The organism is Ensifer sp. D2-11 (genome assembly GCF_054161295.1).
Genome location: NZ_CP096433.1, coordinates 1,685,336 through 1,706,558 on the forward strand (window position 1 = coordinate 1,685,336; position 21,223 = coordinate 1,706,558).

The 21,223-nt window shown below is 61.1% G+C and carries 24 protein-coding genes; 12 read left to right on the forward strand and 12 right to left on the reverse strand.

The genetic code is table 11. The features are described 5' to 3' along the window. Positions 1–86: 86 nt before the first annotated feature. Positions 87–905: a cell envelope integrity EipB family protein gene (locus M1D34_RS08120; protein ID WP_003534995.1), complete on the reverse strand. Its 819-nt coding sequence runs from the start codon at positions 903–905 to the stop codon at positions 87–89. Between the two features lie 141 nt (positions 906–1,046). Between M1D34_RS08120 and M1D34_RS08125 the strand changes: the two genes are divergently transcribed. Genes M1D34_RS08125 through M1D34_RS08140 form a run of 4 tightly spaced genes read left to right on the forward strand, consistent with a single transcriptional unit; the run spans position 1,047 to position 3,897 of the window. After that, positions 1,047–1,511 carry a RidA family protein gene (locus M1D34_RS08125; protein WP_010969255.1) on the forward strand — a complete coding sequence of 155 codons (465 nt, stop codon included), beginning with the start codon at positions 1,047–1,049 and terminating at the stop codon, positions 1,509–1,511. Positions 1,512–1,524: 13 nt separating this feature from the next. Then, positions 1,525–2,250 carry a glycerophosphodiester phosphodiesterase gene (locus M1D34_RS08130; protein ID WP_010969254.1) on the forward strand — a complete coding sequence of 242 codons (726 nt, stop codon included), beginning with the start codon at positions 1,525–1,527 and terminating at the stop codon, positions 2,248–2,250. A gap of 4 nt (positions 2,251–2,254) precedes the next feature. Further along, positions 2,255–3,442, forward strand: a complete 1,188-nt coding sequence (locus M1D34_RS08135) for a GNAT family N-acetyltransferase (protein WP_010969253.1) — start codon at positions 2,255–2,257, stop codon at positions 3,440–3,442. Positions 3,443–3,477: 35 nt separating this feature from the next. After that, positions 3,478–3,897: an HIT family protein gene (locus M1D34_RS08140; RefSeq protein ID WP_498781548.1), complete on the forward strand. Its 420-nt coding sequence runs from the start codon at positions 3,478–3,480 to the stop codon at positions 3,895–3,897. A 250-nt stretch (positions 3,898–4,147) separates the two neighbouring features. Here the strand turns inward: M1D34_RS08140 and M1D34_RS08145 are convergent, their stop codons facing one another. The 8 genes from M1D34_RS08145 to M1D34_RS08180 form a co-directional block, all read right to left on the reverse strand. Continuing rightward, on the reverse strand, positions 4,148–4,519 hold the full coding sequence (locus M1D34_RS08145; protein ID WP_028012036.1) for an AzlD domain-containing protein: 372 nt from the start codon (positions 4,517–4,519) through the stop codon (positions 4,148–4,150). Then, a complete protein-coding gene (locus M1D34_RS08150) occupies positions 4,489–5,235 on the reverse strand; it encodes an AzlC family ABC transporter permease (RefSeq protein WP_498781550.1) in 747 nt (248 codons plus the stop codon). Before M1D34_RS08150 ends, M1D34_RS08145 begins: the two co-directional genes overlap by 31 nt. Positions 5,236–5,307: 72 nt before the next feature. Further along, positions 5,308–7,824, reverse strand: a complete 2,517-nt coding sequence (gene clpA, locus M1D34_RS08155) for an ATP-dependent Clp protease ATP-binding subunit ClpA (protein ID WP_010969251.1) — start codon at positions 7,822–7,824, stop codon at positions 5,308–5,310. A gap of 9 nt (positions 7,825–7,833) precedes the next feature. After that, entirely contained in the window at positions 7,834–8,187 is a 354-nt protein-coding gene (clpS, locus tag M1D34_RS08160) for an ATP-dependent Clp protease adapter ClpS (protein WP_003535011.1), read from the reverse strand. A 271-nt stretch (positions 8,188–8,458) separates the two neighbouring features. Then, on the reverse strand, positions 8,459–8,812 hold the full coding sequence (gene phaP2 / locus M1D34_RS08165) for a phasin PhaP2 (protein WP_153312972.1): 354 nt from the start codon (positions 8,810–8,812) through the stop codon (positions 8,459–8,461). A gap of 241 nt (positions 8,813–9,053) precedes the next feature. Next, on the reverse strand, positions 9,054–9,257 hold the full coding sequence (locus M1D34_RS08170) for a DUF3126 family protein (RefSeq protein WP_003535016.1): 204 nt from the start codon (positions 9,255–9,257) through the stop codon (positions 9,054–9,056). Positions 9,258–9,436: 179 nt separating this feature from the next. Continuing rightward, positions 9,437–10,264, reverse strand: a complete 828-nt coding sequence (cysE, locus tag M1D34_RS08175; protein WP_003535018.1) for a serine O-acetyltransferase — start codon at positions 10,262–10,264, stop codon at positions 9,437–9,439. A gap of 293 nt (positions 10,265–10,557) precedes the next feature. Next, positions 10,558–11,337, reverse strand: a complete 780-nt coding sequence (locus M1D34_RS08180; protein WP_015241159.1) for an alpha/beta fold hydrolase — start codon at positions 11,335–11,337, stop codon at positions 10,558–10,560. Positions 11,338–11,527: 190 nt separating this feature from the next. Here M1D34_RS08180 and M1D34_RS08185 point away from each other — a divergent pair, with 190 nt between their 5' ends. Continuing rightward, entirely contained in the window at positions 11,528–11,773 is a 246-nt protein-coding gene (locus tag M1D34_RS08185) for a zinc-finger domain-containing protein (protein ID WP_003535025.1), read from the forward strand. Between the two features lie 27 nt (positions 11,774–11,800). Then, positions 11,801–12,964, forward strand: a complete 1,164-nt coding sequence (locus tag M1D34_RS08190; RefSeq protein ID WP_498781556.1) for an FAD-dependent monooxygenase — start codon at positions 11,801–11,803, stop codon at positions 12,962–12,964. 54 nt (positions 12,965–13,018) lie between these two features. Here M1D34_RS08190 and M1D34_RS08195 read toward each other — a convergent pair whose 3' ends face one another. Next, positions 13,019–14,206, reverse strand: coding sequence for a cystathionine beta-lyase (locus M1D34_RS08195; RefSeq protein WP_127638895.1), 1,188 nt, complete (start codon positions 14,204–14,206; stop codon positions 13,019–13,021). A gap of 337 nt (positions 14,207–14,543) precedes the next feature. On the opposite strand from M1D34_RS08195, the gene M1D34_RS08200 reads away from it, so the two are divergent. From M1D34_RS08200 to M1D34_RS08225, 6 genes are all read left to right on the forward strand, one after another. Then, positions 14,544–15,569 carry an amino acid ABC transporter substrate-binding protein gene (locus M1D34_RS08200; protein ID WP_003535031.1) on the forward strand — a complete coding sequence of 342 codons (1,026 nt, stop codon included), beginning with the start codon at positions 14,544–14,546 and terminating at the stop codon, positions 15,567–15,569. A gap of 104 nt (positions 15,570–15,673) precedes the next feature. Further along, positions 15,674–16,867, forward strand: a complete 1,194-nt coding sequence (locus M1D34_RS08205; RefSeq protein ID WP_010969246.1) for an amino acid ABC transporter permease — start codon at positions 15,674–15,676, stop codon at positions 16,865–16,867. Between the two features lie 4 nt (positions 16,868–16,871). Continuing rightward, on the forward strand, positions 16,872–18,026 hold the full coding sequence (locus tag M1D34_RS08210; RefSeq protein ID WP_003535035.1) for an amino acid ABC transporter permease: 1,155 nt from the start codon (positions 16,872–16,874) through the stop codon (positions 18,024–18,026). A gap of 18 nt (positions 18,027–18,044) precedes the next feature. Beyond that, the gene (locus M1D34_RS08215; protein ID WP_003535037.1) at positions 18,045–18,821 is read left to right on the forward strand and encodes an amino acid ABC transporter ATP-binding protein; all 777 of its coding nucleotides are present in this window, start codon (positions 18,045–18,047) and stop codon (positions 18,819–18,821) included. Positions 18,822–19,009: 188 nt separating this feature from the next. Continuing rightward, positions 19,010–19,255 (forward strand): type II toxin-antitoxin system Phd/YefM family antitoxin, encoded by a 246-nt coding sequence (locus M1D34_RS08220; protein ID WP_498781560.1) that lies wholly within the window; start codon positions 19,010–19,012, stop codon positions 19,253–19,255. Next, the gene (locus M1D34_RS08225; protein ID WP_498781562.1) at positions 19,245–19,532 is read left to right on the forward strand and encodes a type II toxin-antitoxin system RelE family toxin; all 288 of its coding nucleotides are present in this window, start codon (positions 19,245–19,247) and stop codon (positions 19,530–19,532) included. Before M1D34_RS08220 ends, M1D34_RS08225 begins: the two co-directional genes overlap by 11 nt. A gap of 220 nt (positions 19,533–19,752) precedes the next feature. Here M1D34_RS08225 and M1D34_RS08230 read toward each other — a convergent pair whose 3' ends face one another. Beyond that, positions 19,753–20,565 (reverse strand): ferredoxin--NADP reductase, encoded by an 813-nt coding sequence (locus M1D34_RS08230; protein ID WP_003537440.1) that lies wholly within the window; start codon positions 20,563–20,565, stop codon positions 19,753–19,755. 145 nt (positions 20,566–20,710) lie between these two features. Next, the gene (locus M1D34_RS08235) at positions 20,711–21,211 is read right to left on the reverse strand and encodes a DUF934 domain-containing protein (RefSeq protein ID WP_010969243.1); all 501 of its coding nucleotides are present in this window, start codon (positions 21,209–21,211) and stop codon (positions 20,711–20,713) included. Positions 21,212–21,223 lie beyond the last annotated feature (12 nt).

Below are 21,223 nucleotides of genomic sequence, written 5' to 3' on the forward strand. Positions count from 1 at the left end.
GCCTTACGTGTGGAATGGCCAGCCCCTTAGCGGCAACCGCCCGAGAAATCAAGCCTTGATGTCGTTTTGGAGTCGTTTGCCGGCGCTTACTTGCACTCTTCGGTGTTGAAGACCTCGAGCTTGGCGAGTTTTCCGCTCAGGACGAAGTCTCCGTAGTCCATGGTGAGATCCCGCGTCACGCCGTTCTCGTAGAGCTTGAACGCCATGCGATAGACGGGCAGCGCGTCGCCGTTCGCTTCGTCGTTGAAATAGGTGATCGTCACCGGCCAATAGTTCTCGCCAGCAAGCTTTCCGGCCTTGCCGACATCCGCGTCGTCAGGAGCGGGCTTGCGCGGCTTGCCCACGAAGGTCGAGGTGATCAGCGTCTTGTCGCCCGAATCGGAACCATCGAAGATACGCGCCTCGAAAAAGCTCTCTCCTTTTTTCGCACGTTCGATGACTTCGAGCATGTGTTCGGTCGGAAACCGGCTGGCCGCGAGCGCCACCTGGCGCTTGTCCGGAGCGGTCAGCTCGACCTTGACGCCCGATTTATCGTCATGCGCGCTTCCGCGCACCTCCTTGTCCAGCTTCTCGTCGGTGAAGGAGCGGGTGAGGAAACGAAAATTGCCGTTCTTCATGTCCTCATAGGTGGTGGTCTGCTGATCGGTGAGGCGAACCTCCTCGCCCGTATCGACCTGGGTGACGAAGCGGAAGCTGACGGTATAGCCTTCGCAGGAGGAGCCGTTGAACTCATAGACCATGCGGCCATACATGCCGGAGATGCCGGACCGCTCGGAGGCGTCCTTCAGCTCCAGATCGTAGACGGCGCGATGGGGAACGAGGGCAGTCGCCTGTGCAGCGCCCGCCGTCATGACCACGACACAGACGCTTCCCAGAGTGACGAGACCGAAGCCTTTACGAAACATCCGTTTCCTCCTGTTGGACTCGCCGCCAATGCGATAAACAAGCTTTCGGCAGAAACAAGGCAGATCGGTTCTGGTCCACGCCTGTCACGATCTGCTTTGCATGCCGGATTTTAGCACAAAAGACAACAACGGAGCCTTTCCATGTCCGCAGAGATCGAAACCCGCCTCACCGAACTCGGCATCGTCCTTCCGCAGGCAGTTGCGCCTGTCGCGAACTACGTGCCTTACGTCGTCTCCGGGTCGATGCTCTACATTTCCGGGCAGCTGCCGATGGAAAACGGCAAGGTCGCCGTCACCGGCCATGTCGGCAAGGATGTCGATGTCGCCGGCGCGCAAAGAGCCGCCGAACTCTGCGCGATCAACATCCTCGCTCAGGCCAAGGCGGCTCTTGGCGAGCTCGGCCGTATCCGCCGCCTCGTCAAGATCAACGGCTTCGTCGCTTCCACGCCGGACTTCGTCGAACAGCACCTGGTGATCAACGGTGCCTCCAACCTGCTTGCCAATGTGCTCGGCGAGGCCGGCAAGCACGCTCGTGCGGCTGTCGGCATGGCTTCCCTTCCCTTCAACGCGGCTGTCGAGATCGACGCCGTGATCGAAATCGCGTGATCAGGGACGTCCAATGAAGGATATTTCCTGGCTCAAGGCCCAGCCGATCGCCCATCGCGGCTTCCATGACATGAATCGCGAAGTCTGGGAGAACACGCTCTCGGCCTTCGCCCGCGCGGCCGAAGCCGGTTTCGCGATCGAATGCGATCTTCAATTCGCGGCCGACAGCGTTCCGGTCGTTTTCCACGACCACGACCTGCAGCGTCTCTGCGGGATCAGAGGCGACGTGCGGGCGAAAACGTCCGCCGAGCTCGGGCTGTTGTCCATCGGCGGCACCAGGGACAAGGTGCCGACGCTCAAGCAGATGCTGCGCCTCGTCGCCGGCCGGGTCCCGCTCATCATTGAACTCAAGGGGCGGAAGGGCGACGACGAGGGCTTTGCCGCGGCCGTGCTCGAGACGCTGGAAGGCTATGACGGCCACGTTGCGCTGATGAGCTTCGACCATTGGCTGCTCAGGGACCTGAAGGAGCTGGACGCGCCCTACCCCCTCGGCCTGACTGCCGAAGGCTCCAATCCGGAGACCTTCTTCGTGCACGAGGAGGCGATGCATCTCGGGCTCGACTTCATTTCGTACCATTACGGCCACCTTCCAAACCCCTTCACGGAAAAGGAGCGCGCGCTCGGCCGCACGCTCATCACCTGGACGGTGCGGGACAGACAGGCTCAGGAGCACACATTCGCCAATGCCGACCAAATGACCTTCGAGGGTTTCGATCCGCGGGAGATCATGATTTCGTAGGCGCATGACAGACGCGATCACCATCCGCATAGAGCATTCGTTCACGTCGATACCGCCGGCGAGCTGGGACAGGCTTGCCGGCGCCTCGAAGGGGCATGCCGGCACGCCCTACAACCCCTTCGTCTCCCATGCCTACCTTTCCGCACTGGAAGAATCCGGATCGGCAACGGCGGAAACGGGATGGCTCGGGCAGCATCTCCTGATGGAGGACGCGGACGGTTCCCTGCGGGGGGCGCTTGTCTGCTACGTCAAGAGCCACAGCCAGGGGGAGTATGTTTTCGACCATGGATGGGCGGATGCCTTCGAGCGTGCCGGCGGCCGCTACTACCCGAAGCTGCAATGTTCCGTGCCCTTCACGCCGGCAACAGGGCCGCGGCTGCTTGCGGCCGAGGGGAGCGACCGGCAAACGGTCGGCAATGCGCTCGCGGCCGGTCTCAAGGAACTCACGCGCCGCCACGGTCTTTCCTCGGCCCACGTGACCTTCGTCCCGGTTGACGAGATGGCGGCCTTGGAGCAGGCGGGCTTCCTGCACCGTATGGACCAGCAGTTCCATTTCATCAATCAGGGCTATGGATCGCATGACGACTTTCTCGCCACGCTTGCCTCGCGAAAGCGCAAGGCACTGAAGAGAGAGCGCCGCGCAGCCGTCGAAAACGGCATAACCATCGACTGGCTGACCGGCAGCGACCTCACGGAAGAGATCTGGGACCAGTTCTTCGCCTTCTACATGGACACCGGCGGACGCAAATGGGGCCGCCCCTATCTGACCCGCGCCTTCTACTCACTCATCGGCGAGCGGATGGCCGACGACATCTTGCTGGTCATGGCCAAACGCGGCGGGCGCTACATCGCGGGTGCGATCAATTTCATCGGCGGCGATGCGCTGTATGGCCGGCACTGGGGCTGTATCGAGGACCACCCCTTCCTGCATTTCGAAGTCTGTTACCATCAGGCGATCGATTACGCGATCGCGAAGGGATTGAAACGCGTCGAGGCCGGCGCGCAGGGCGAGCACAAGCTCGCGCGGGGCTACATGCCGGTGACCACCCATTCCGCTCATTTCATCAGCCATCCGGGGCTTGCGCGCGCCGTAGCCGATTATCTGGAACGGGAGCGCCGGGATGTGGAAGAAACCGGCGAGTTTCTTGCGGAGCACGGGCCTTTCCGCAAAGGTGAGCGCCAGGACGACTGAGACACCGCGAACGCGTGCCAGGAAAAGGAAACGACATGAGTGCATATGACACAAACAATATCTTCGCCAAGATATTGCGCGGCGAGATACCCTCGCACCGCGTCTACGAGGACGAAGCTACGGTCGCCTTCATGGATGTGATGCCGCAGGCCGAGGGCCACGTTCTGGTGCTGCCGAAGGCACCGTCCCGCAACATTCTCGACGCCGACCCGGCCACCCTCACCAGCCTGATCGCAACTGTCCAGAAGATCGCCGTCGCCGCCAAGGCCGCTTTCGACGCCGACGGCGTCACGATCATGCAATTCAACGAGGCACCGGCCGGACAGTCGGTCTTCCACCTCCACTTCCACGTCGTCCCCCGCCGCGAGGGCGTTCCGCTGAAGCCGCATTCCGGCAAGATGGAAGACGGAGAGGTGCTGGCTGAGAACGCGGAGAAAATCCGTCGGGCGCTTTAAGGCCTGTGGAGATCCGGGATTCCCGCAGCGGCTTGTTTGATTTCCTCATCGCTGTGCTCGTCACAGGGATGAGGACGTTGGGGAGGCCCAGACATCGCTTCAGCCCCGTAGAGATCGGACTGTTTGCTATGTGCTCACCTGAAATCGCGGAGACGGCCGCCAGAGAAAGACTCAGGCAAAGATCCTCATCTGATAAGGTAGTCTTGATTCAAACGTTTATGGCAATCTGTCATATCAATGCTTTAAATCGTCAAAACCCCAGCCACCAAAGACCCGCGGCCAGGGCGGCGATTGCCGTTGCAATGCCGGCGGCGGGCTTCTGGCGGGCGGCGAAAAACACGATCGCGCCTATCACGACGGAGCCCAGCCGAAGCCACAGTGGCGACTGCGCAAGAACGCCGGTCGGGTAAAGAATAAGCTTTGCGATGACCGCTGCGACCAGTGCCGTCGCCACCGCCCTCACCCAGTTCAGCGCCTCCGAATCGTCGCGCAGGCGATTGCCGGCGAGGACCCCTAGCCATCGCCAGATATCGGTCGCGAGCCAGCCGGCTATCGCGATGAACGCATAGGCCCACCATCCGTCCATCCAGGTCACGCGCTCTTCTCCCGCCTCGCGCGCCATAGGCGCTCGCCCGCCCAGGCCAGCGTTCCGCCGCCAAGGCCGGCGAGCAGGATGTCGAACTCGGGTGCGATCCAGTAGCAGAGCGGCCCTGCGACGAGCCCGATAGCGAGGGCCGCGTATACGACCGGATGGCGCGCGGAATTCCAGATCGAGGCGAGGAAATAGACCGGCGTCAGAAAGAAGAGACATCCGGCGACGATCGGCGTGAAATCGGCGACGAGCCGATAGACGATCCCGACCAGCGCCATGTTCGTGGCGACCAGCGTGATGCCGAAGCCGGCGAAGAAGGTCGCGCGGTGCTGGCGCGGAACCGCATGCACGCGCTCCATCGCGAAGACCCAGGCGGTGATGGCGATGAAATGCGAAAGCACGAGAAGCAGCCATGTCGGCGTCTTCGGCGTGCGCAGCTCGGGAACGAGTGCGGCGACCATCGGCATCAAGCGCACCGACGAAAGCGTGACCGCCAGGAACGCCGTCGCAAGACTGGCGCCGCTGAGGATCGAACTCACGAGAATGACCTTTGCCGGCAGGGCCCAGACGATGCCGGTCATGAACACGACCTGCGCCGGCGGGATCCCGGCCTGAACCGTCAGCGAGCAGAAGCCCACGAAGGAAAGCATGAGGATTATGGCCGGAAGGCTGAATATCCCGCGCGCACCCGCCAGAAACCAGCCCAGAGGCGATCGCTCCTCTTCGATACGGTTTGTGGAATCCACCCGCTATGCTCCACGCTCACAAGAAAGTGCCGGGTAACTCACCCGGCACCGTCACGTCCAGTCGCGATCGCGTTATTTCTTGCGCGGCACCTTCGGAACCGTCCGCCCCCTGAGGGGAGCCGCGCCGGAGCTGCCGCCGCTCTTGTTCGAGGACTTGGCGGTCGTCTTCTTCGACTTGGCTTTCGCGCCATCTTCGGCTGCGGCTACGCTTTCCTTTTCGGCAGCCTTCTTGGGTTTCGCGCCCTTGCCGGCCGGACGCGAGACCTCGGCCTTGGGCTTTATCGGAGCAGTTTCCGGCACGGCTTCGAGCATGAGCCCCTTCGTGCCGTCTTCCTTGTTGCCGATCGTCACCTTGACGACACCGCCCTTCTTGAGCTTGCCGAAGAGGATCTCGTCCGCGAGGGGCTTCTTGATGTTTTCCTGGATGACGCGTGCCAGCGGCCGTGCACCCATCTTCTCATCATAGCCCCTCTCTGCAAGCCAGGCGATCGCATCAGGCGCAAGGTCGAAGGTGACATTGCGCTCCGCAAGCTGCGTTTCGAGCTGCATGACGAACTTCTGCACGACCTTGTGGATGACCGGGGTCGGCAGCGAGTTGAACGGAATGACGGAGTCCAGACGGTTGCGGAACTCCGGCGTGAAGAGGCGATTCAGCGCCTCCACGTCCTCGCCGGTTCGCTTGGAGGAACCGAAGCCGATCGCCGCCCGAGCCATGTCGGACGCGCCGGCATTGGTCGTCATGATCAGGATGACGTTCCGGAAATCGATCTTCTTGCCGTTATGGTCGGTCAGCGAACCGTGGTCCATGACCTGCAAGAGGATGTTGAAGAGATCCGGATGCGCCTTTTCGATTTCGTCGAGGAGCAGCACGCAATGCGGATGCTGGTCGACGCCATCGGTCAGGAGGCCGCCCTGATCGAAACCGACATAGCCGGGAGGCGCGCCGATCAGTCGGGAGACCGTGTGGCGTTCCATATATTCCGACATGTCGAAGCGCAGCAGCTCGACGCCGAGCGAGGTGGCGAGTTGCTTCGCCACTTCCGTCTTGCCGACGCCGGTCGGGCCGGAGAAGACGTAGCAGCCGATCGGCTTGTTGGGCTCGCGAAGGCCTGCGCGCGCCAGCTTGATCGACGAGGCGAGCGCCTCGATCGCCAGATCCTGGCCATAAACGACGGAACGCAGTTCCTGCTCGAGATTGGCGAGCACGGCCTCATCGTCCTTGGACACGGTCTTCGGCGGGATGCGTGCCATCGTTGCAACGGTCGCTTCGATCTCCCTTTCGGTGATCAGCTTGCGGCGTTTGCTGACGGGCAAAAGCATCTGAGCGGCACCCGACTCGTCGATGACGTCGATCGCCTTGTCCGGCAGCTTCCGGTCATTGATATAGCGTGCCGAAAGCTCCACCGCCGCCTTGATGGCATCGTTGGTGTATTTCAGCTGGTGGTAGTCCTCGAAATACGGCTTGAGGCCCTTCATGATCTCGATCGTGTCCGCGATCGTCGGCTCGTTGACGTCGATCTTCTGGAAGCGGCGAACGAGAGCCCGGTCCTTTTCGAAGAACTGGCGGTACTCCTTATAGGTGGTCGAGCCGATGCAGCGGATCGCGCCGGAAGAAAGCGCGGGCTTCAAGAGGTTCGACGCGTCCATGGCGCCGCCGGACGTGGCGCCGGCACCGATGACCGTGTGGATCTCGTCGATGAACAGCACTGCACCGGGATAGTCTTCGAGTTCCTTGACCACCTGCTTCAGGCGTTCCTCGAAGTCGCCGCGATAGCGGGTACCGGCCAGCAGGGTTCCCATGTCGAGCGCGAAGATCGTTGCGTCCTGCAACGCCTCGGGCACCTTCTTCTCGATGATCCGCTTGGCAAGGCCCTCGGCGATCGCCGTCTTGCCGACGCCCGGATCGCCCACGTAAAGCGGGTTGTTCTTGGACCTGCGGCAAAGCACCTGAATGGTCCGGTTCACTTCGGCGTGACGCCCGATCAACGGATCGATCTTGCCGGACTTGGCCTTTTCGTTGAGGTTCACGCAATAGGCCGTGAGCGCATCCTGCTGCTTCTTCGGGCCGGCCTCCTCGCTCTCGCGCGAAGCCTTCTGTTCGGAGTCCTGGTCTTCCGCCCCGCGCACCGGCCGCGCCTCGGAGCTCCCCGGCCGCTTGCCTATGCCGTGCGAAATGAAATTGACTGCATCATACCGTGTCATCTCCTGCTCCTGCAGGAAATAGGCAGCATGGCTCTCGCGCTCGGCGAAGATCGCCACGAGCACGTTGGCGCCCGTCACCTCCTCGCGGCCCGAAGACTGCACATGGATGACGGCTCGCTGGATCACGCGCTGGAAGCCGGCCGTCGGCTTGGAGTCCTCGTCGTAACCGGTGACGAGGTTCGACAATTCGTTGTCAACGTAATCGGTCACGGTCTTGCGAAGCGTGTCGAGATTGACGTTGCACGCGCCCATCACAGCCGCCGCATCGGCATCATCGATCAATGCCAGCAGCAGGTGCTCGAGCGTCGCATATTCGTGATGGCGCTCGTTGGCAAAAGTCAGTGCCTGATGCAGCGCCTTTTCGAGGCTGGGCGAAAATGTTGGCACGTTAGTTCCTCATTTCTTTTCCATGACGCATTGCAACGGATGTTGATGCTGCCTGGCGAAATCCATCACCTGCGTCACCTTGGTTTCGGCGACCTCGTAGGTGAAGACGCCGCATTCTCCAACGCCGTGGTTGTGGACATGTAGCATTATGACGGTCGCCTCTTCGCGGTTCTTCTGAAAGAAGCGCTCGAGGATGTGAATGACGAATTCCATCGGTGTGTAATCGTCATTCAAAAGCAGAACGCGGTACAAACTCGGCTTCTTGGTCTTCGGCTTGGTGCGCGTGATGACGGACGTGCCACGACTGGGGCCGCCTCCGTCTCCTTCGCTTCCCTGCTGCATCCGGACCGGCATGGCGATCATTCTTGTTCATTCCTTTACAGCCGCGGATCCATTCGCATTCGGCCACGACATGCTTGCCTTTATCTAATGGTTCGTTCTTGGATTTTAAGACCGAACCCACGCACTGCAAACATATTCGCACGGCGAAACACAAGATTGATCAAATTTCTTCGGCGGCGGTGGCAACTTTCACGGGTTGCGGCGGGATCAATGAGCCGCGGCGCACGAACAGACGAAGGCCGGCCGCGGCATCCGCGACCGGCCTGTTCTGCAATAGCGATGAGGCTGATGGTCAGGCGGCGGCGGCTGTCTTGACCGCAGCGGCCGCCTTGGCAACCGGTGCCTCGTACGGCTTGTAGGCGTCCTTGGCGAGGTCGGCATACATCTCACCGATCTTCGTCGCCTCGGTGAAGAAGCCTTCGTAGCTTGCCTTCAGATAATTCGTCTGAAGCTCGAACGCTGCTTCGAGGCTTTTGACGCTGGTAAGCTTTTCGAGATGAGCAACGCTATCCTCGAAGGACTTCTTCGAATAATCGGCCGCTTCGGTCGCAATAGCCTGGAAGCCTTTGGTCATGGCGGAGTAGCTCTTCACGGCCACGTCGAGGGCTTCCTTGCTCTTCTTGTTCGCATCGTCGAAGTTAAACATCGGGTGTCTCCTTGTGACGGCTCGGCTAGGAACTCGGTTTAGTCTATGTGCACTGCACAAAAAGTCAAGTTCAGTGTGCAATGCAATAAAACACAGTTCTTGCAACGACTTGATGAAGACCGGACGCCTCCGGACAAATTCTTCGAAAAGTATGATTTAACAGCAGAAAACCCGGCCTGATTGCTCAGAGCCGGGTCTTGCAACGCGCGATTACCACCGATCCCGGTGGGATCGAGCGCTCTCAGAGATCGATGTCGAGGATCGCCATCGAGAAATTATAGGAGAGCTCGCCGTCCTCTTCGTCACGGAAGACGACACCGAGAAATTCGTCGCCGAGATAGACTTCAGCGGATTCGTCCTTCTTCGGGCGAGCCTTGACGACCATAGACTGGTTGAACGTGCGCTTAAGATAGGCCTCAAGCTTGCGGATTTCTTCGGGCTTCAAAACTCTTCTCCGTAGCCGATTGATTTGCCGCGCTTGTTGCACGGGCCATTGCCAGGTGTAAACCCATCAGAGCGCCAAGCGTTCGCCGAGAGGCGAAGAAATGCTCGCAACGCCTTGAATTGCTGCACTGATTTTTCGCGGCGTCGATGCCCGGCACAGCCGGGTTTCAGGCGCCTTGATCAGATATCGAACGACGCCAGGATCTGGTCCATTTGACGCGACGGCTCGGAACAGCCGGCCTCGCCGACGACCTTCGCCGGCACCCCGGCAACCGTCGATTTGGGAGGGACCGCCTTCAGCACGACGGAACCGGCGGCGACGCGCGAGCAGTGGCCGATGTGGATGTTGCCGAGAATCTTTGCGCCGGCGCCGATCAGCACGCCGTTGCCGATCTTCGGATGACGATCGCTGCCTTCCTTGCCGGTGCCGCCAAGCGTCACGCCATGCAAGATAGATACGTTGTCGCCGATGACCGCGGTTTCGCCGACGACGAGCCCCGTTGCATGATCGAGGAAGATGCCGCGCCCGATGCGGGCGGCCGGGTTGATGTCGGTTTGGAAAACACTGGAGGAGCGGCTCTGGAGATAGAGCGCAAAGTCTTTCCGGCCGCGGTTCCACAGCCAGTGAGCCAGACGGTGCGTCTGTATGGCATGGAAGCCCTTGAAATAAAGCACGGGCTCCATGAAGCGCGTGCAGGCCGGGTCGCGGTCGTAGACCGCCTGGATATCGACGCGCAGGACGGCGCCCCATTCGGGCCAGTCCTCGAGCATTTCGGCGAAGGTCTGGTGCAGGAGGCTCGCCTGTAGGTCGGGATGGTCCAGCCTCTCGCAGATCCGGTAGATGACGCAATCTTCCAGGGAATGCTGATTGACCACCGTCGAATAGAGAAAGGCCGCCAGCATCGGGTCGCGCTCGGCCGCCAGACGCGCCTCCTCGCGCAGGCTGTCCCAGATCGGATCGATCGCTTCGAGCGATTCCGTATGACGAAGTTCTGTCTTGGCGACCATGGTCGCTCTCCTTCCTGGGCGGTCCCTCAGCGGGGTCGTCTTTGGCTTGCCTGTTTAGGACGGGTCGTTGTTCCGGCATATATAGGCCAATTCCCGGCCGACATAAATGGCCTGACCGGAATTCACCTCTCGTTACAGCGCCGCGCGTCTTATCAGACGCGCAAAGGCCGCTGTAGCACTTTGATCTGCTGCATGTGTCCTTTAATCGGATACGATTAAAGGACACATGCAGTAGTGGCACGGACGGGAGCAACTCGAGGAAAAGTGCGCAGGGTTTTCCGTCCGGACTGGCCTCACCCAACCCCGGCAAGGAACTCCAGGACCGCCTTCTTGAACACCCGGTCGCCGACCGCCAGCATGTGGTCGCGCCCGGGAATGTCGAGTGCCACGGCATGCTGCATCAGCGCGGCGAGCTCCTCAGCCGATCCGGCGATGTCATCCTTTGTCCCGACACCGATCAGCACCGGCACGTCTATGCGGCCTACCTCGTCGGCGGTAAGCAGGTCCCGCGATGTCGATATGCATGCGGCGAGCGCCTGACGATCGCTTTTCGTCTGGTCTGCGAAGGCGCGGAACGTCCGGCCCCGCTCGTGCGTAACGTCCTCCAAAGAAGGTGCAAGCAGCGCGTCGGCGATCGGATCCCACTCCCCCACCCCCGTGATCATGCCTATCCCGAGACCGCCGAATACCAGCGAACGGACGCGATCCGGGTGCTGCAAGGCCAGGAATGCCGAGATCCGCGCGCCCATGGAATAACCCATGACATGCGCTTCGCCGATGCCGAGATGCACCAGAAGTGCCGCCGCATCCCCCGCCATCTGCGGCGGGTGATAGAGCGAGGGATCATGGGGCTTGCTGCTTTGCCCGTGCCCGCGATTGTCGAGCGCGATGACGCGGTATCCGGCGTCGCCGAGCGTCTTCAGCCATCCGGGAAAAACCCAATTGACATTGGCGCTCGATGCAAAGCCGTGAATGAGCAGGATCGGGTCGCCCGAGGGGTCACCTTCGTCGAAATAGGCGATTTCCAGTCCGTCGTGCGTGAAGCGGGAAAATGGCGGAGGGTTCAAGTCCATCTGGTTTTCCTGGTATTGTCCTGTCGGCGCGGACGTTAGTTGGTAAAGCAACGGCCGGAAACCCCAACCGCTCCAAAAACCATAGGGCGCGGCATGTTTGCCGCTACACATTTTCGCCAAAGCTCACTATGGTGCCGGCAAAACCGACACCCCAACCGACACCTAAGACTTGCATATATCGGAGTACGACATGGCCGGCCACAGCATCCCCCATTTTCAGAACGACGGCGGGCACCGGGTCATCGAGATCGGCGTCAAGGAATTCATGTGCACGGGTGCTTCCGTCCCGTTCGACCACCCTCACATCTTCGTCGACATGGGCGACGAGAACGAGAAAGTCTGTTCCTATTGCTCGACCCTCTACCGCTACAATCCTTCCCTGAAGGCGACGGAAACGATCCCTCCGGGCTGCCTTTTCACGACTAAAGCCGCCTGATCCTGCGCAGGCGACGGCGCGATATCCATGCAAAAGGCTGATCCGGTTGCGATCGTCGGTGCCGGCATCGCCGGGCTGACGGCTGCGCTCTGCCTTGCACGGAAGGGGTTCCGGACGGATATCTTCGAGCAGGCCGATGCATTGGAGGAAGCCGGTGCCGGGCTTCAGCTTTCGCCGAATGCATCGTGCATCCTCATCGAACTCGGGTTGCTGCCCGCTCTCGAACGCGTCTGGAATGAACCGGAAGCGATCTCGCTTACCGATGGCCGCTCGCTGCGGCCGCTTGCCAGCGTGCCTGCCGGCGCACGCGCCCGCGAGCGCTGGGGGGCGCCGTATGGCGTCCTGCATCGCGCCAGCCTGCAAACGATCCTTCTGGATGCCGTCCGGGCCGAGCCGCTTTGCCGCCTTCATCTGGGGAGGCGAATCGCGGACGATCCGCGAACAGTCATCACCGAGGCGAGCAAGCGCTCACCGGCCGCGATCATCGGCGCGGACGGGATCTGGTCGCGGATTCGCTCCTCTGTTCCCGGCGCCGGCACTGTCCGTTTTACGGGCAATGTCGCCTGGCGCTTCACGCTGCCACGCACCCGGGTGCCCGCCTGCCTGTCGGAAGATCGCGTCACCGCCTTCCTCGCGCCGAAGGCCCATCTCGTCGCCTATCCGATCCGGAAGATCGACGGCTTCAACTTCGTCGCGATCGTTGCCGGAAAGGCGTCGGGCGAAACCTGGGAGGGGCGCGAATCCGGCGATCGCCGGCGCGAGTTCGAGGCGGCCTTCAGGGATTGGCATCCCGACCTGCGCTCGTTGCTCGGTCACGCCGGCTCGGCGACCTACTGGCCGCTCTGCACGGTTGAAGACGGGGCTTGGCACAATGGACGCGACACCATCCTCATCGGCGATGCTGCCCACGCCCTGACGCCATTTGCAGCCCAGGGCGCGGCGATGGCCATCGAGGACGCCCGGGAACTCGCCCGATGTATGGCCGATTCTCCCGACCTTCCCTCCGCCTTCGCACGCTATGAAGACGCACGCAGGGCGCGGATCGGCCGCGTTCGCAAGCGCGCCGCCTTCAACAGCTTCGCCTACCACGCAGCAGGTCCGGTGCGGATCGCGCGCGATCTCGTTCTCTCATTTAAGAAACCCGAGGCGCTCGCAGCCGATTTCGACTGGCTTTACGGCTACGGCCCTTAGTTAGCGCAGGATGACGGGACCGAATTACCGCCTCCCTGTCGCTTCGTTCGGACCTCAGACGGCGTTTGCCGCAGCAAGGCCCGCCTCGATATCCCGGCGGATGTCCGGTACATCCTCGAGTCCGATCTGCAGCCGGATGACCGGCCCTTCGGACGGTGCCTTCGCGACCTTGCGATCGGAGAGGTTCACGTGAACGGCGAGGCTTTCGAAGCCGCCCCAGGAGTAGCCGAGCCCGAATAGCGAGAGCGCATCCAGGAAGGCATGCGCCTTTGCCTTGCCGTCTTCCGGTTCCGCCTTGAGCACGAAGGAGAATATCCCGCTCGCGCCGCCGAAGTCGCGCTTCCACAATTCGTGTCCGGGAAAGCTCGGCAGTGCCGGATGAAGCACGCGCGCCACCTCGTCTCGGCCCTCCAGCCATTCAGCGATCGCGAGCGCGCTTGCCTGATGACGCTCCAGGCGAACGCCCATCGTGCGCAGGCCGCGCAGGATCTGGTAGCTGTCGTCCGGCGAAACGCAGACGCCGAGCGTAACCATCGCCTCGCTGAGTGCCGGCCAATGGGCCGCATTGGCCGAAACGGTTCCGAGAAGAACGTCCGAGTGACCGGAGGGGTACTTGGTCGCCGCATGGATCGACACGTCGACGCCGTGGTCGAGGGGCCGGAAGTAGACCGGCGTCGCCCAGGTATTGTCCATGGTCACGATACAGCCGTGCCGGTGCGCCGCGGCAGCGATTGCCGGAATATCCTGCATCTCGAACGTATTCGAGCCCGGGGCTTCCGTATGCACCAACCGCGTGTTCGGCCTGATCAGGTTTTCGATGCCGGCGCCGATCGTCGGGTCATAATATTCGACCGTGACGCCGAGCCTGGAGAGCATCGTGTCGCAGAAGTGGCGGGTGGGGAAATAGACCGAATCGACAATGAGCACATGGTCGCCCGAGGAGAGATAGGCGAGGAACGGCACCGTGACCGCAGCGAGCCCGGAGGGAACGAGGATCGTGCCCGCTGCGCCCTCCAACTCGTTCACGGCCTCGCAGAGCGCGTCGGTCGTCGGTGTGCCGCGCGTCCCATAGGTATATTTCTGCGCCCGCGTCTCCATCGTCCTCGCATTCGGGAACAGCACGGTGGAGGCGTGAACCACCGGCGGATTGACGAAGCCATGGAAGTCGGAGGGGTTGTTGCCGGTGTGCGCGAGACGGGTATTGATGCCCTGCTCCGCCTTCCCGATCTTGTTGTCTGCCATTGAAACATCCGCTGTTGATTTTCGCTGCCGACTCATCGAACGGGCCACCGGCCGGGTCAAGGAAAAATTCAAGCCGGCCGCCCGTGAATCACGAAGGAGGCGCAACTGGCGGTTTTTTATTCATGACGGGCAATTCTGTCGCGAGACCTGCCTAAACTTCTGGCGAGCTTCACGTTTTTCACATGGAAGATCATAAAATCGGCAACGTCTCTTGACCCTTCCAGATTTTGAGCATGAGATAGTTTGTACTCAGGCCAGGAGGGTGGCCGAGGCTGCACGCGCCAAGAGAGCGCAACCGTGCAGACGCGAAAAACGACAACCGAAAAGGTTAAAAAAAATGGCAAGAAGAATTCTGACAGCTCTCGTTGGCGCTGCTGTCGTGGGGATTGGCACACATGCGGCATCCGCCGCTACGCTTGACGACGTGAAGGCCAAGGGCTTCGTCCAGTGCGGCGTGAATACCGGCCTCGCCGGTTTCGCAGCCCCTGACGCCTCGGGCAATTGGAGCGGATTCGACGTCGACTATTGCAAGGCGATTGCGGCCGCGATCTTCGGCGACGGCAGCAAGGTCAAGTATACGCCGCTCTCCGCCAAGGAGCGCTTTCCGGCGCTGCAGTCCGGCGAAGTCGACGTGCTCGCACGCAACACGACCTGGTCGATCAACCGCGACACGGCGCTTGGCTTCAACTTCCGTCCGGTCAACTACTACGACGGCCAGGGCTTCATGGTTCGCAAGGAACTCGACGTGAAGTCCGCCCTCGAGCTTTCCGGCGCCGCCGTCTGCGTTCAGACCGGCACGACGACCGAGCTGAACCTCGCCGACTACTTCAAGGCGAACAATCTGCAGTACAACCCGGTCGTCTTCGAGAAACTCGAGGAAGTGAACGCTGCCTACGACGCCGGCCGTTGCGATGTCTATACGACCGACCAGTCCGGCCTCTATTCGCTGCGCCTCACCCTCTCGAAGCCCGATGACCACATCGTTCTGCCGGAGATCATCTCCAAGGAGCCGCTCGCACCGGCGGTCCGCCAGGGTGACGATCAGTGGTTCGACATCGTCAGCTGGGTCCATTACGCCCTGGTCCAGGCCGAAGAGTTCGGCGTAACCCAGGCCAATCTCGAAGAAATGAAGAAGTCGACGAACCCCGACGTTCAACGCTTCCTGGGCGTCGAGGCCGACAGCAAGATCGGCACGGACCTCGGCCTCACCAACGAATGGGCGGTCAATATCGTCAAGGCAGTCGGAAACTACGGCGAAGTGTTCGACCGCAACATCGGCGCAGGCAGCCCGCTGAAGATCGAGCGCGGCCTCAACGCTCTCTGGAACAAGGGCGGTCTCCAATACGCACCGCCGGTCCGCTGATCGGACGCTATGTCGGGGGACGGCCGCGGCCGCTCCCCCGATCAACGATAAAAACCCGATAAGGGGAACATCCGAAAGGATGGACAAGGGGAAAGAGGCATTGCATGGCCATCGGCGTCACCAACGCGCCTGAACGAAGCAGGTCCTCAGGGTCGATCATCAACGATCCTCAGGTGCGCGGGATATTCTATCAGGCAATCACCATCATCATCCTCGCAGCGCTCATCTACTGGATCGTCGACAACACCGTCGACAACCTGAGACGCGCGAACATCGCATCCGGCTACGATTTCGTTAGAAGCCGCGCCGGCTTCGATGTCGGACAGTCGCTGATTTCATTCACCAGCGATTCCACCTATGGCCGCGCCTTGCTGGTCGGCTTCATCAATACGTTGCTCGTCGCAATTACCGGAATCATCACGGCGACGATCATCGGCTTTATCGTCGGCATCGGACGCCTTTCGCACAACTGGATCATCGCCAAGCTCTCGCTGGCCTATGTCGAAGTGTTCCGCAACATCCCGCCGCTGCTCGTTATATTCTTCTGGTACAGCGGGGTGCTGTCGATATTGCCGCAGGCACGGGATGCGCTTGCCCTGCCCTTTGATATCTTTCTGAGCAATCGCGGCGTCGCCTTTCCGAGGCCGATTGCCGAAGAGGGTGCAGAATACACGCTCCTCGCGTTTGTTATCGCCGTCGCCGCAAGTGTGTTCTTTGCCCGTTACGCGCGCAAGCGGCAGTTGGCGACCGGCGAGCGCCTTCCCGTCCTGTGGACCGTGCTCGGGCTGATCATCGGTCTGCCGCTGGTCACATTTCTCGTGACCGGTGCGCCGATCACCTTCGACATTCCCGTGGCGGGCAAGTTCAACCTTACGGGCGGTTCGGTCGTCGGACCGGAGTTCATGTCGCTGTTCCTCGCGCTTTCCTTCTACACGGCAGCCTTCATCGCCGAAATCGTCCGGGCCGGCATCCGCGGCGTTTCCAAAGGCCAGACGGAGGCGGCACATGCGCTCGGCATACGCCCGGCGCTGACGACGCGCCTCGTGGTCGTGCCGCAGGCGATGCGCATCATCATTCCGCCGCTGACCAGCCAGTATCTCAACCTCACCAAGAACTCCTCGCTGGCGGTTGCCATCGGTTATGCCGATCTCGTTGCCGTCGGCGGCACCATCCTCAACCAGACCGGACAGTCGATCGAGATCGTAAGCATCTGGCTCATCGTCTATCTCAGCCTGAGCCTCGCGACGTCGCTGTTCATGAACTGGTACAACGCCCGAATGGCGCTGGTTGAGAGGTGAGATCATGAGCACGAATCAGGCCTCTTTCGTTCGCGCTTCGATGATCGAAGCTTCGCCTGCCCCGTCACTGGAAAGCGGTGTCGTCTCCTGGCTGCGGAAAAATCTGTTCGCCACGCCCAAGGACACCGCCCTGACGATCATCAGCCTGCTCATCCTGGCATGGCTGGTGCCCCCCGCAATCCAGTGGCTCTTCATCGATGCCGCCTGGAGCGGCGGCGGCCGCGGCGTCTGCGCCACGCTCTCGCAAGGCGGCTCGCAGCCGGAAGGCTGGAGCGGCGCCTGCTGGGCCTTCGTCAATGCGAAATTCGCCCAGTTTCTTTTTGGCCGCTATCCGCTCGACGAGCGCTGGCGTCCGGCGCTTGTCGGCATCCTCTTCGTGTTGCTCCTGGTGCCGATGCTGATACCGAGAATCCCGTACAAGGGATTGAACGCACTTCTGCTGCTGGTCGCCCTGCCTATCCTTTCGGCGATCCTCCTCCCCGGCGGCTGGTTCGGCCTCACCTATGTCGAAACGCCGCTCTGGGGCGGCCTGATGGTCACCCTGGTCCTGTCCTTTGTCGGAATCGCGGTTTCGCTGCCGCTCGGCATCCTGCTGGCGCTCGGGCGCCGGTCGAACATGCCGGTGATCAAGATGCTCTGCACCGTCTTCATCGAGGTCATCCGCGGCGTTCCATTGATCACGGTGCTTTTCATGGCCAGCGTCATGCTGCCGCTGTTCCTGCCGCAGGGCGTCACCTTCGACAAGTTCCTGCGCGCCCTGATCGGTGTGTCGCTCTTTGCCTCCGCCTACATGGCGGAAGTCGTGCGCGGCGGCCTGCAGGCAATTCCGAAGGGCCAGTATGAGGGCGCCGATTCGCTGGGACTCAGCTTTTGGCAGAAAATGGGCTTCATCGTCCTGCCGCAGGCCCTGAAGCTGGTCATTCCCGGTATCGTCAACACATTCATAGGCCTGTTCAAGGACACATCGCTCGTGTCGATCATCGGCATGTTCGACCTGCTCGGCATCGTTCGCCTGAACTTCAGCGATACGAACTGGGCCACCGCCGTCACGCCACTGACCGGCCTTATCTTCGCGGGCTTCGTCTTTTGGCTTTTCTGCTTCGGCATGTCGCGCTATTCAGGCTTCATGGAACGCCTGCTCGACAGAAGCCAGCGGTAAAAAAGGGGAAAAAAGAAAATGGCAAATACCGCCACTGCACCGAAATTGGCCGTCTCGACGACGGATGTCGCGATCGAAATCACCAACATGAACAAATGGTACGGTGATTTCCATGTGCTGCGCGACATCAATCTCAGGGTCATGCGCGGCGAGCGCATCGTCGTCGCCGGCCCGTCGGGTTCCGGCAAGTCGACGATGATTCGCTGCATCAATCGGCTCGAGGAGCACCAGAAGGGCAAGATCGTCGTCGACGGCATCGAACTCACCAACGACCTGAAGAAGATCGACGAAGTGCGCCGGGAAGTCGGCATGGTCTTCCAGCACTTCAACCTCTTCCCGCATCTCACGATCCTGGAAAACTGCACGCTGGCGCCGATCTGGGTGCGCAAGATGCCGAAAAAGGAAGCCGAGCAAGTCGCGATGCATTTCCTGGAGCGCGTCAAGATTCCGGAGCAGGCGCTCAAATATCCGGGCCAGCTTTCGGGCGGTCAGCAGCAGCGCGTCGCCATCGCCCGCTCGCTCTGCATGCGGCCGAAAATCCTCCTCTTCGACGAGCCGACCTCTGCGCTCGACCCTGAGATGGTCAAGGAAGTGCTCGACACCATGGTCGGACTCGCCGAAGAAGGCATGACCATGATCTGCGTCACCCACGAAATGGGCTTCGCCCGCCAGGTCGCCAACCGCGTGATCTTCATGGACCAGGGCCAGATCGTCGAACAGAACTCGCCGGCCGAGTTCTTCGACAATCCTCAGCACGAGCGGACCAAGCTGTTCCTCAGCCAGATCCTGCACTGATCCGGAACAGTTCGAAACGACGGCGGCCCGCCTTCATGGCGGGCCGTTTCGTTTTGTGTTCCAAGCCAAAACCTCACAGAAGCCTTCCATTCTAAGGCCCGTTGAGATTCGGGCACCGCCGCGGCGTTGCAATAAAGTACTATTTCTGGTACTGAAATAGGCATCATCAATCGTTTGAAGATGGCATTATGCAGCGTGTAGAAGCCTCTGTGGCCGTGAGCGTTTCCGACTTGAAGAAGAGTCCGACGGCAGTAATGGGCGAGGCTCAAGGCGAGCCCGTGGCCGTGCTGAACCACAATCGTGTCATGGCCTATCTGGTGCCTGCCGATGTCTACGAATCCATGCTTGAGCGGCTGGACGACCTCTATCTTGCCGAGCTTGTGAAAGAGCGGGCGGACGAGCAGGGCGAGCCGGTCGATATTGATGCCCTATAGCCTCGAATTCCTGCCGTCTGCTCGAAAAGAATGGGACAGGCTGGGCGCAACGATCCGGCAGCAGCTTGTAAAGAAGCTGCGTGAGCGTTTGGAGCGCCCCCGCATTCCGAGCGCCGCACTACACGGGATGCCCGACCACTACAAAATCAAACTGAGACAGCTTGGCTATCGTCTCGTCTACCGGGTCGATGACAGCGTTGTCACTGTGCTGGTCGTGGCAGTTGGAAAGCGAGAGCGGGGTGACGTCTACAACTTGATGCGAGCACGCGGGCGTTAGATCGCCGGACCGGGCATCATAGGCCACCTAAACGCTCCAGCCCGCACGCGGCGAGAGGGGACATGCCCTCCAAAATGCTGGTGACTATGGCAGCCGAGGCGCCCGCCACGAGTCCCTTCGCCCCGCTTGCGGGGAGAAGGTGCCGGCAGGCGGATGAGGGGCGGCCGCAAATCGGCGTAAAATATCTTTAAGAGAACGCTATCGCCCTCGGCGCCATGGATCAGCCGACGAATGCACGTTCGATGACGAACTCTGCCGGCTTGTTGTTGGCGCCTTCCGTCAGGCCGGCGGCTTCGAGGATTTCCTTGGTATCCTTCAGCATGGCGGTGGAACCGCAGATCATTCCGCGGTCGATCTCGGGATCGAGCGGCGGCAGGCCGAGGTCTGCGAAGAACTTGCCGTTGGTCATCAGGTCGGTGATCCGGCCCTTGAAGGGATATTCTTCGCGCGTAACCGTGGCGTAGTGCCGAAGCTTGTCGCCGACGATCTCGTTCAGGAACTCGTGATTGCGGATTTCATCGACGAGATCGAAGCCATATTTCAGCTCCGCCACGTCGCGGCAGGTATGGGTAAGGATGACCTCCTCGAACTTCTCGAAGGTCTCCGGGTCGCGGATGAGGCTCGCAAAGGGCGCGATGCCCGTGCCCGTCGAGAACATATAGAGCCTGCGGCCGGGGACGAGCGCATCCAGCACCAGCGTGCCAGTCGGCTTCTTCCGCATCAGCACCTGGTCGCCGGGCTTGATCCCCTGCAGATGCGACGTCAGCGGCCCATCGGGCACTTTGATGGAGAAGAATTCCAGTTCCTCGTCCCAGGCCGGGCTCGCGATCGAATAGGCACGATAAACGGGCTTGTCGCCGACCATCAGTCCGATCATCGCAAATTCGCCCGAGCGGAAGCGGAACTCCTGCGGGCGTGTCATGCGGAAGCGGAAGAGCCGGTCGGTATAGTGTTCGACGCTCGTCACCGTTTCAGCGAAGACGCCTGCCGGAGCCTGTACCGCGAAATCTTCTTTTTTTGCCGGAGCATTCATCGTGACCACAGTCCTGTAAATGGTGACGCTGTTTATCAACTACAAGCGGATATTCCAACCCATGCCGAATTGAAAGGAAATCCCTTCCAAATATAGTCGCTTTCGAGGATTTCGGCTTGCTTCACACTGTCGCGGCCCGCACCTTTCAAGAGACGCGGCGCCAGCTGTAGGAATTGATGTTGGCGGACGGCTTTGCCGTCGGCTGGTAGTGGTTGGAAATGCCCGGCAGCCGGCCCTCCGAAAGCCGTTTGATCGCCGTGGCGTTGGTTACGGCGAAGCTGTCGACGCCGCAACGCAGCATAAGCGGGATCGGGTCGATCAGCACGTCGCCGACGGCGCGGATTTCGCCCTGGTAGCCGAGCCGCGAACGCAGCAGCGAAGCATGGCTGAAGGACCGGCCGTCGCTGAAAGCCGGAAATGCCACCGCCACCAGCGCGATCCTTTCGAGATAGGGCTGAAGACGCATCACGTCGTCTGCGGGGTTGATCAGAACGCCAAGCTCCGAGGCATCGCTCTCCGCAACCGCCGCCAGGAAGCCGTCGATGTTCAGAATCGCCTTCTCGTTCGACCCGGCCTTGGTCTCGTCGGTTTCGATCACCCAGGGATCATCGTTCACGAAGCCGGTTTCTTTCCAGATTTTCGTCATCTTTTGCTGTCC

What these genes read in the sequence shown, in the direction of transcription:
- M1D34_RS08145 (WP_028012036.1), bottom strand. Translation starts at nt 4,519, where the DNA reads ATGGCGCGCGAGGCGGGAGAAGAGCGCGTGACCTGGATGGACGGATGG.
- M1D34_RS08120 (WP_003534995.1), bottom strand. Translation starts at nt 905, where the DNA reads ATGTTTCGTAAAGGCTTCGGTCTCGTCACTCTGGGAAGCGTCTGTGTC.
- M1D34_RS08190 (WP_498781556.1), top strand. Translation starts at nt 11,801, where the DNA reads ATGCAAAAGGCTGATCCGGTTGCGATCGTCGGTGCCGGCATCGCCGGG.
- M1D34_RS08215 (WP_003535037.1), top strand. Translation starts at nt 18,045, where the DNA reads ATGGCAAATACCGCCACTGCACCGAAATTGGCCGTCTCGACGACGGAT.
- clpS (WP_003535011.1), bottom strand. Translation starts at nt 8,187, where the DNA reads ATGATCGCCATGCCGGTCCGGATGCAGCAGGGAAGCGAAGGAGACGGA.
- cysE (WP_003535018.1), bottom strand. Translation starts at nt 10,264, where the DNA reads ATGGTCGCCAAGACAGAACTTCGTCATACGGAATCGCTCGAAGCGATC.
- M1D34_RS08205 (WP_010969246.1), top strand. Translation starts at nt 15,674, where the DNA reads ATGGCCATCGGCGTCACCAACGCGCCTGAACGAAGCAGGTCCTCAGGG.
- M1D34_RS08185 (WP_003535025.1), top strand. Translation starts at nt 11,528, where the DNA reads ATGGCCGGCCACAGCATCCCCCATTTTCAGAACGACGGCGGGCACCGG.
- M1D34_RS08200 (WP_003535031.1), top strand. Translation starts at nt 14,544, where the DNA reads ATGGCAAGAAGAATTCTGACAGCTCTCGTTGGCGCTGCTGTCGTGGGG.
- M1D34_RS08230 (WP_003537440.1), bottom strand. Translation starts at nt 20,565, where the DNA reads ATGAATGCTCCGGCAAAAAAAGAAGATTTCGCGGTACAGGCTCCGGCA.
- M1D34_RS08135 (WP_010969253.1), top strand. Translation starts at nt 2,255, where the DNA reads ATGACAGACGCGATCACCATCCGCATAGAGCATTCGTTCACGTCGATA.
- M1D34_RS08180 (WP_015241159.1), bottom strand. Translation starts at nt 11,337, where the DNA reads ATGGACTTGAACCCTCCGCCATTTTCCCGCTTCACGCACGACGGACTG.
- M1D34_RS08225 (WP_498781562.1), top strand. Translation starts at nt 19,245, where the DNA reads ATGCCCTATAGCCTCGAATTCCTGCCGTCTGCTCGAAAAGAATGGGAC.
- M1D34_RS08235 (WP_010969243.1), bottom strand. Translation starts at nt 21,211, where the DNA reads ATGACGAAAATCTGGAAAGAAACCGGCTTCGTGAACGATGATCCCTGG.
- M1D34_RS08130 (WP_010969254.1), top strand. Translation starts at nt 1,525, where the DNA reads ATGAAGGATATTTCCTGGCTCAAGGCCCAGCCGATCGCCCATCGCGGC.
- M1D34_RS08195 (WP_127638895.1), bottom strand. Translation starts at nt 14,206, where the DNA reads ATGGCAGACAACAAGATCGGGAAGGCGGAGCAGGGCATCAATACCCGT.
- phaP2 (WP_153312972.1), bottom strand. Translation starts at nt 8,812, where the DNA reads ATGTTTAACTTCGACGATGCGAACAAGAAGAGCAAGGAAGCCCTCGAC.
- M1D34_RS08210 (WP_003535035.1), top strand. Translation starts at nt 16,872, where the DNA reads ATGAGCACGAATCAGGCCTCTTTCGTTCGCGCTTCGATGATCGAAGCT.
- M1D34_RS08220 (WP_498781560.1), top strand. Translation starts at nt 19,010, where the DNA reads ATGCAGCGTGTAGAAGCCTCTGTGGCCGTGAGCGTTTCCGACTTGAAG.
- M1D34_RS08125 (WP_010969255.1), top strand. Translation starts at nt 1,047, where the DNA reads ATGTCCGCAGAGATCGAAACCCGCCTCACCGAACTCGGCATCGTCCTT.
- M1D34_RS08140 (WP_498781548.1), top strand. Translation starts at nt 3,478, where the DNA reads ATGAGTGCATATGACACAAACAATATCTTCGCCAAGATATTGCGCGGC.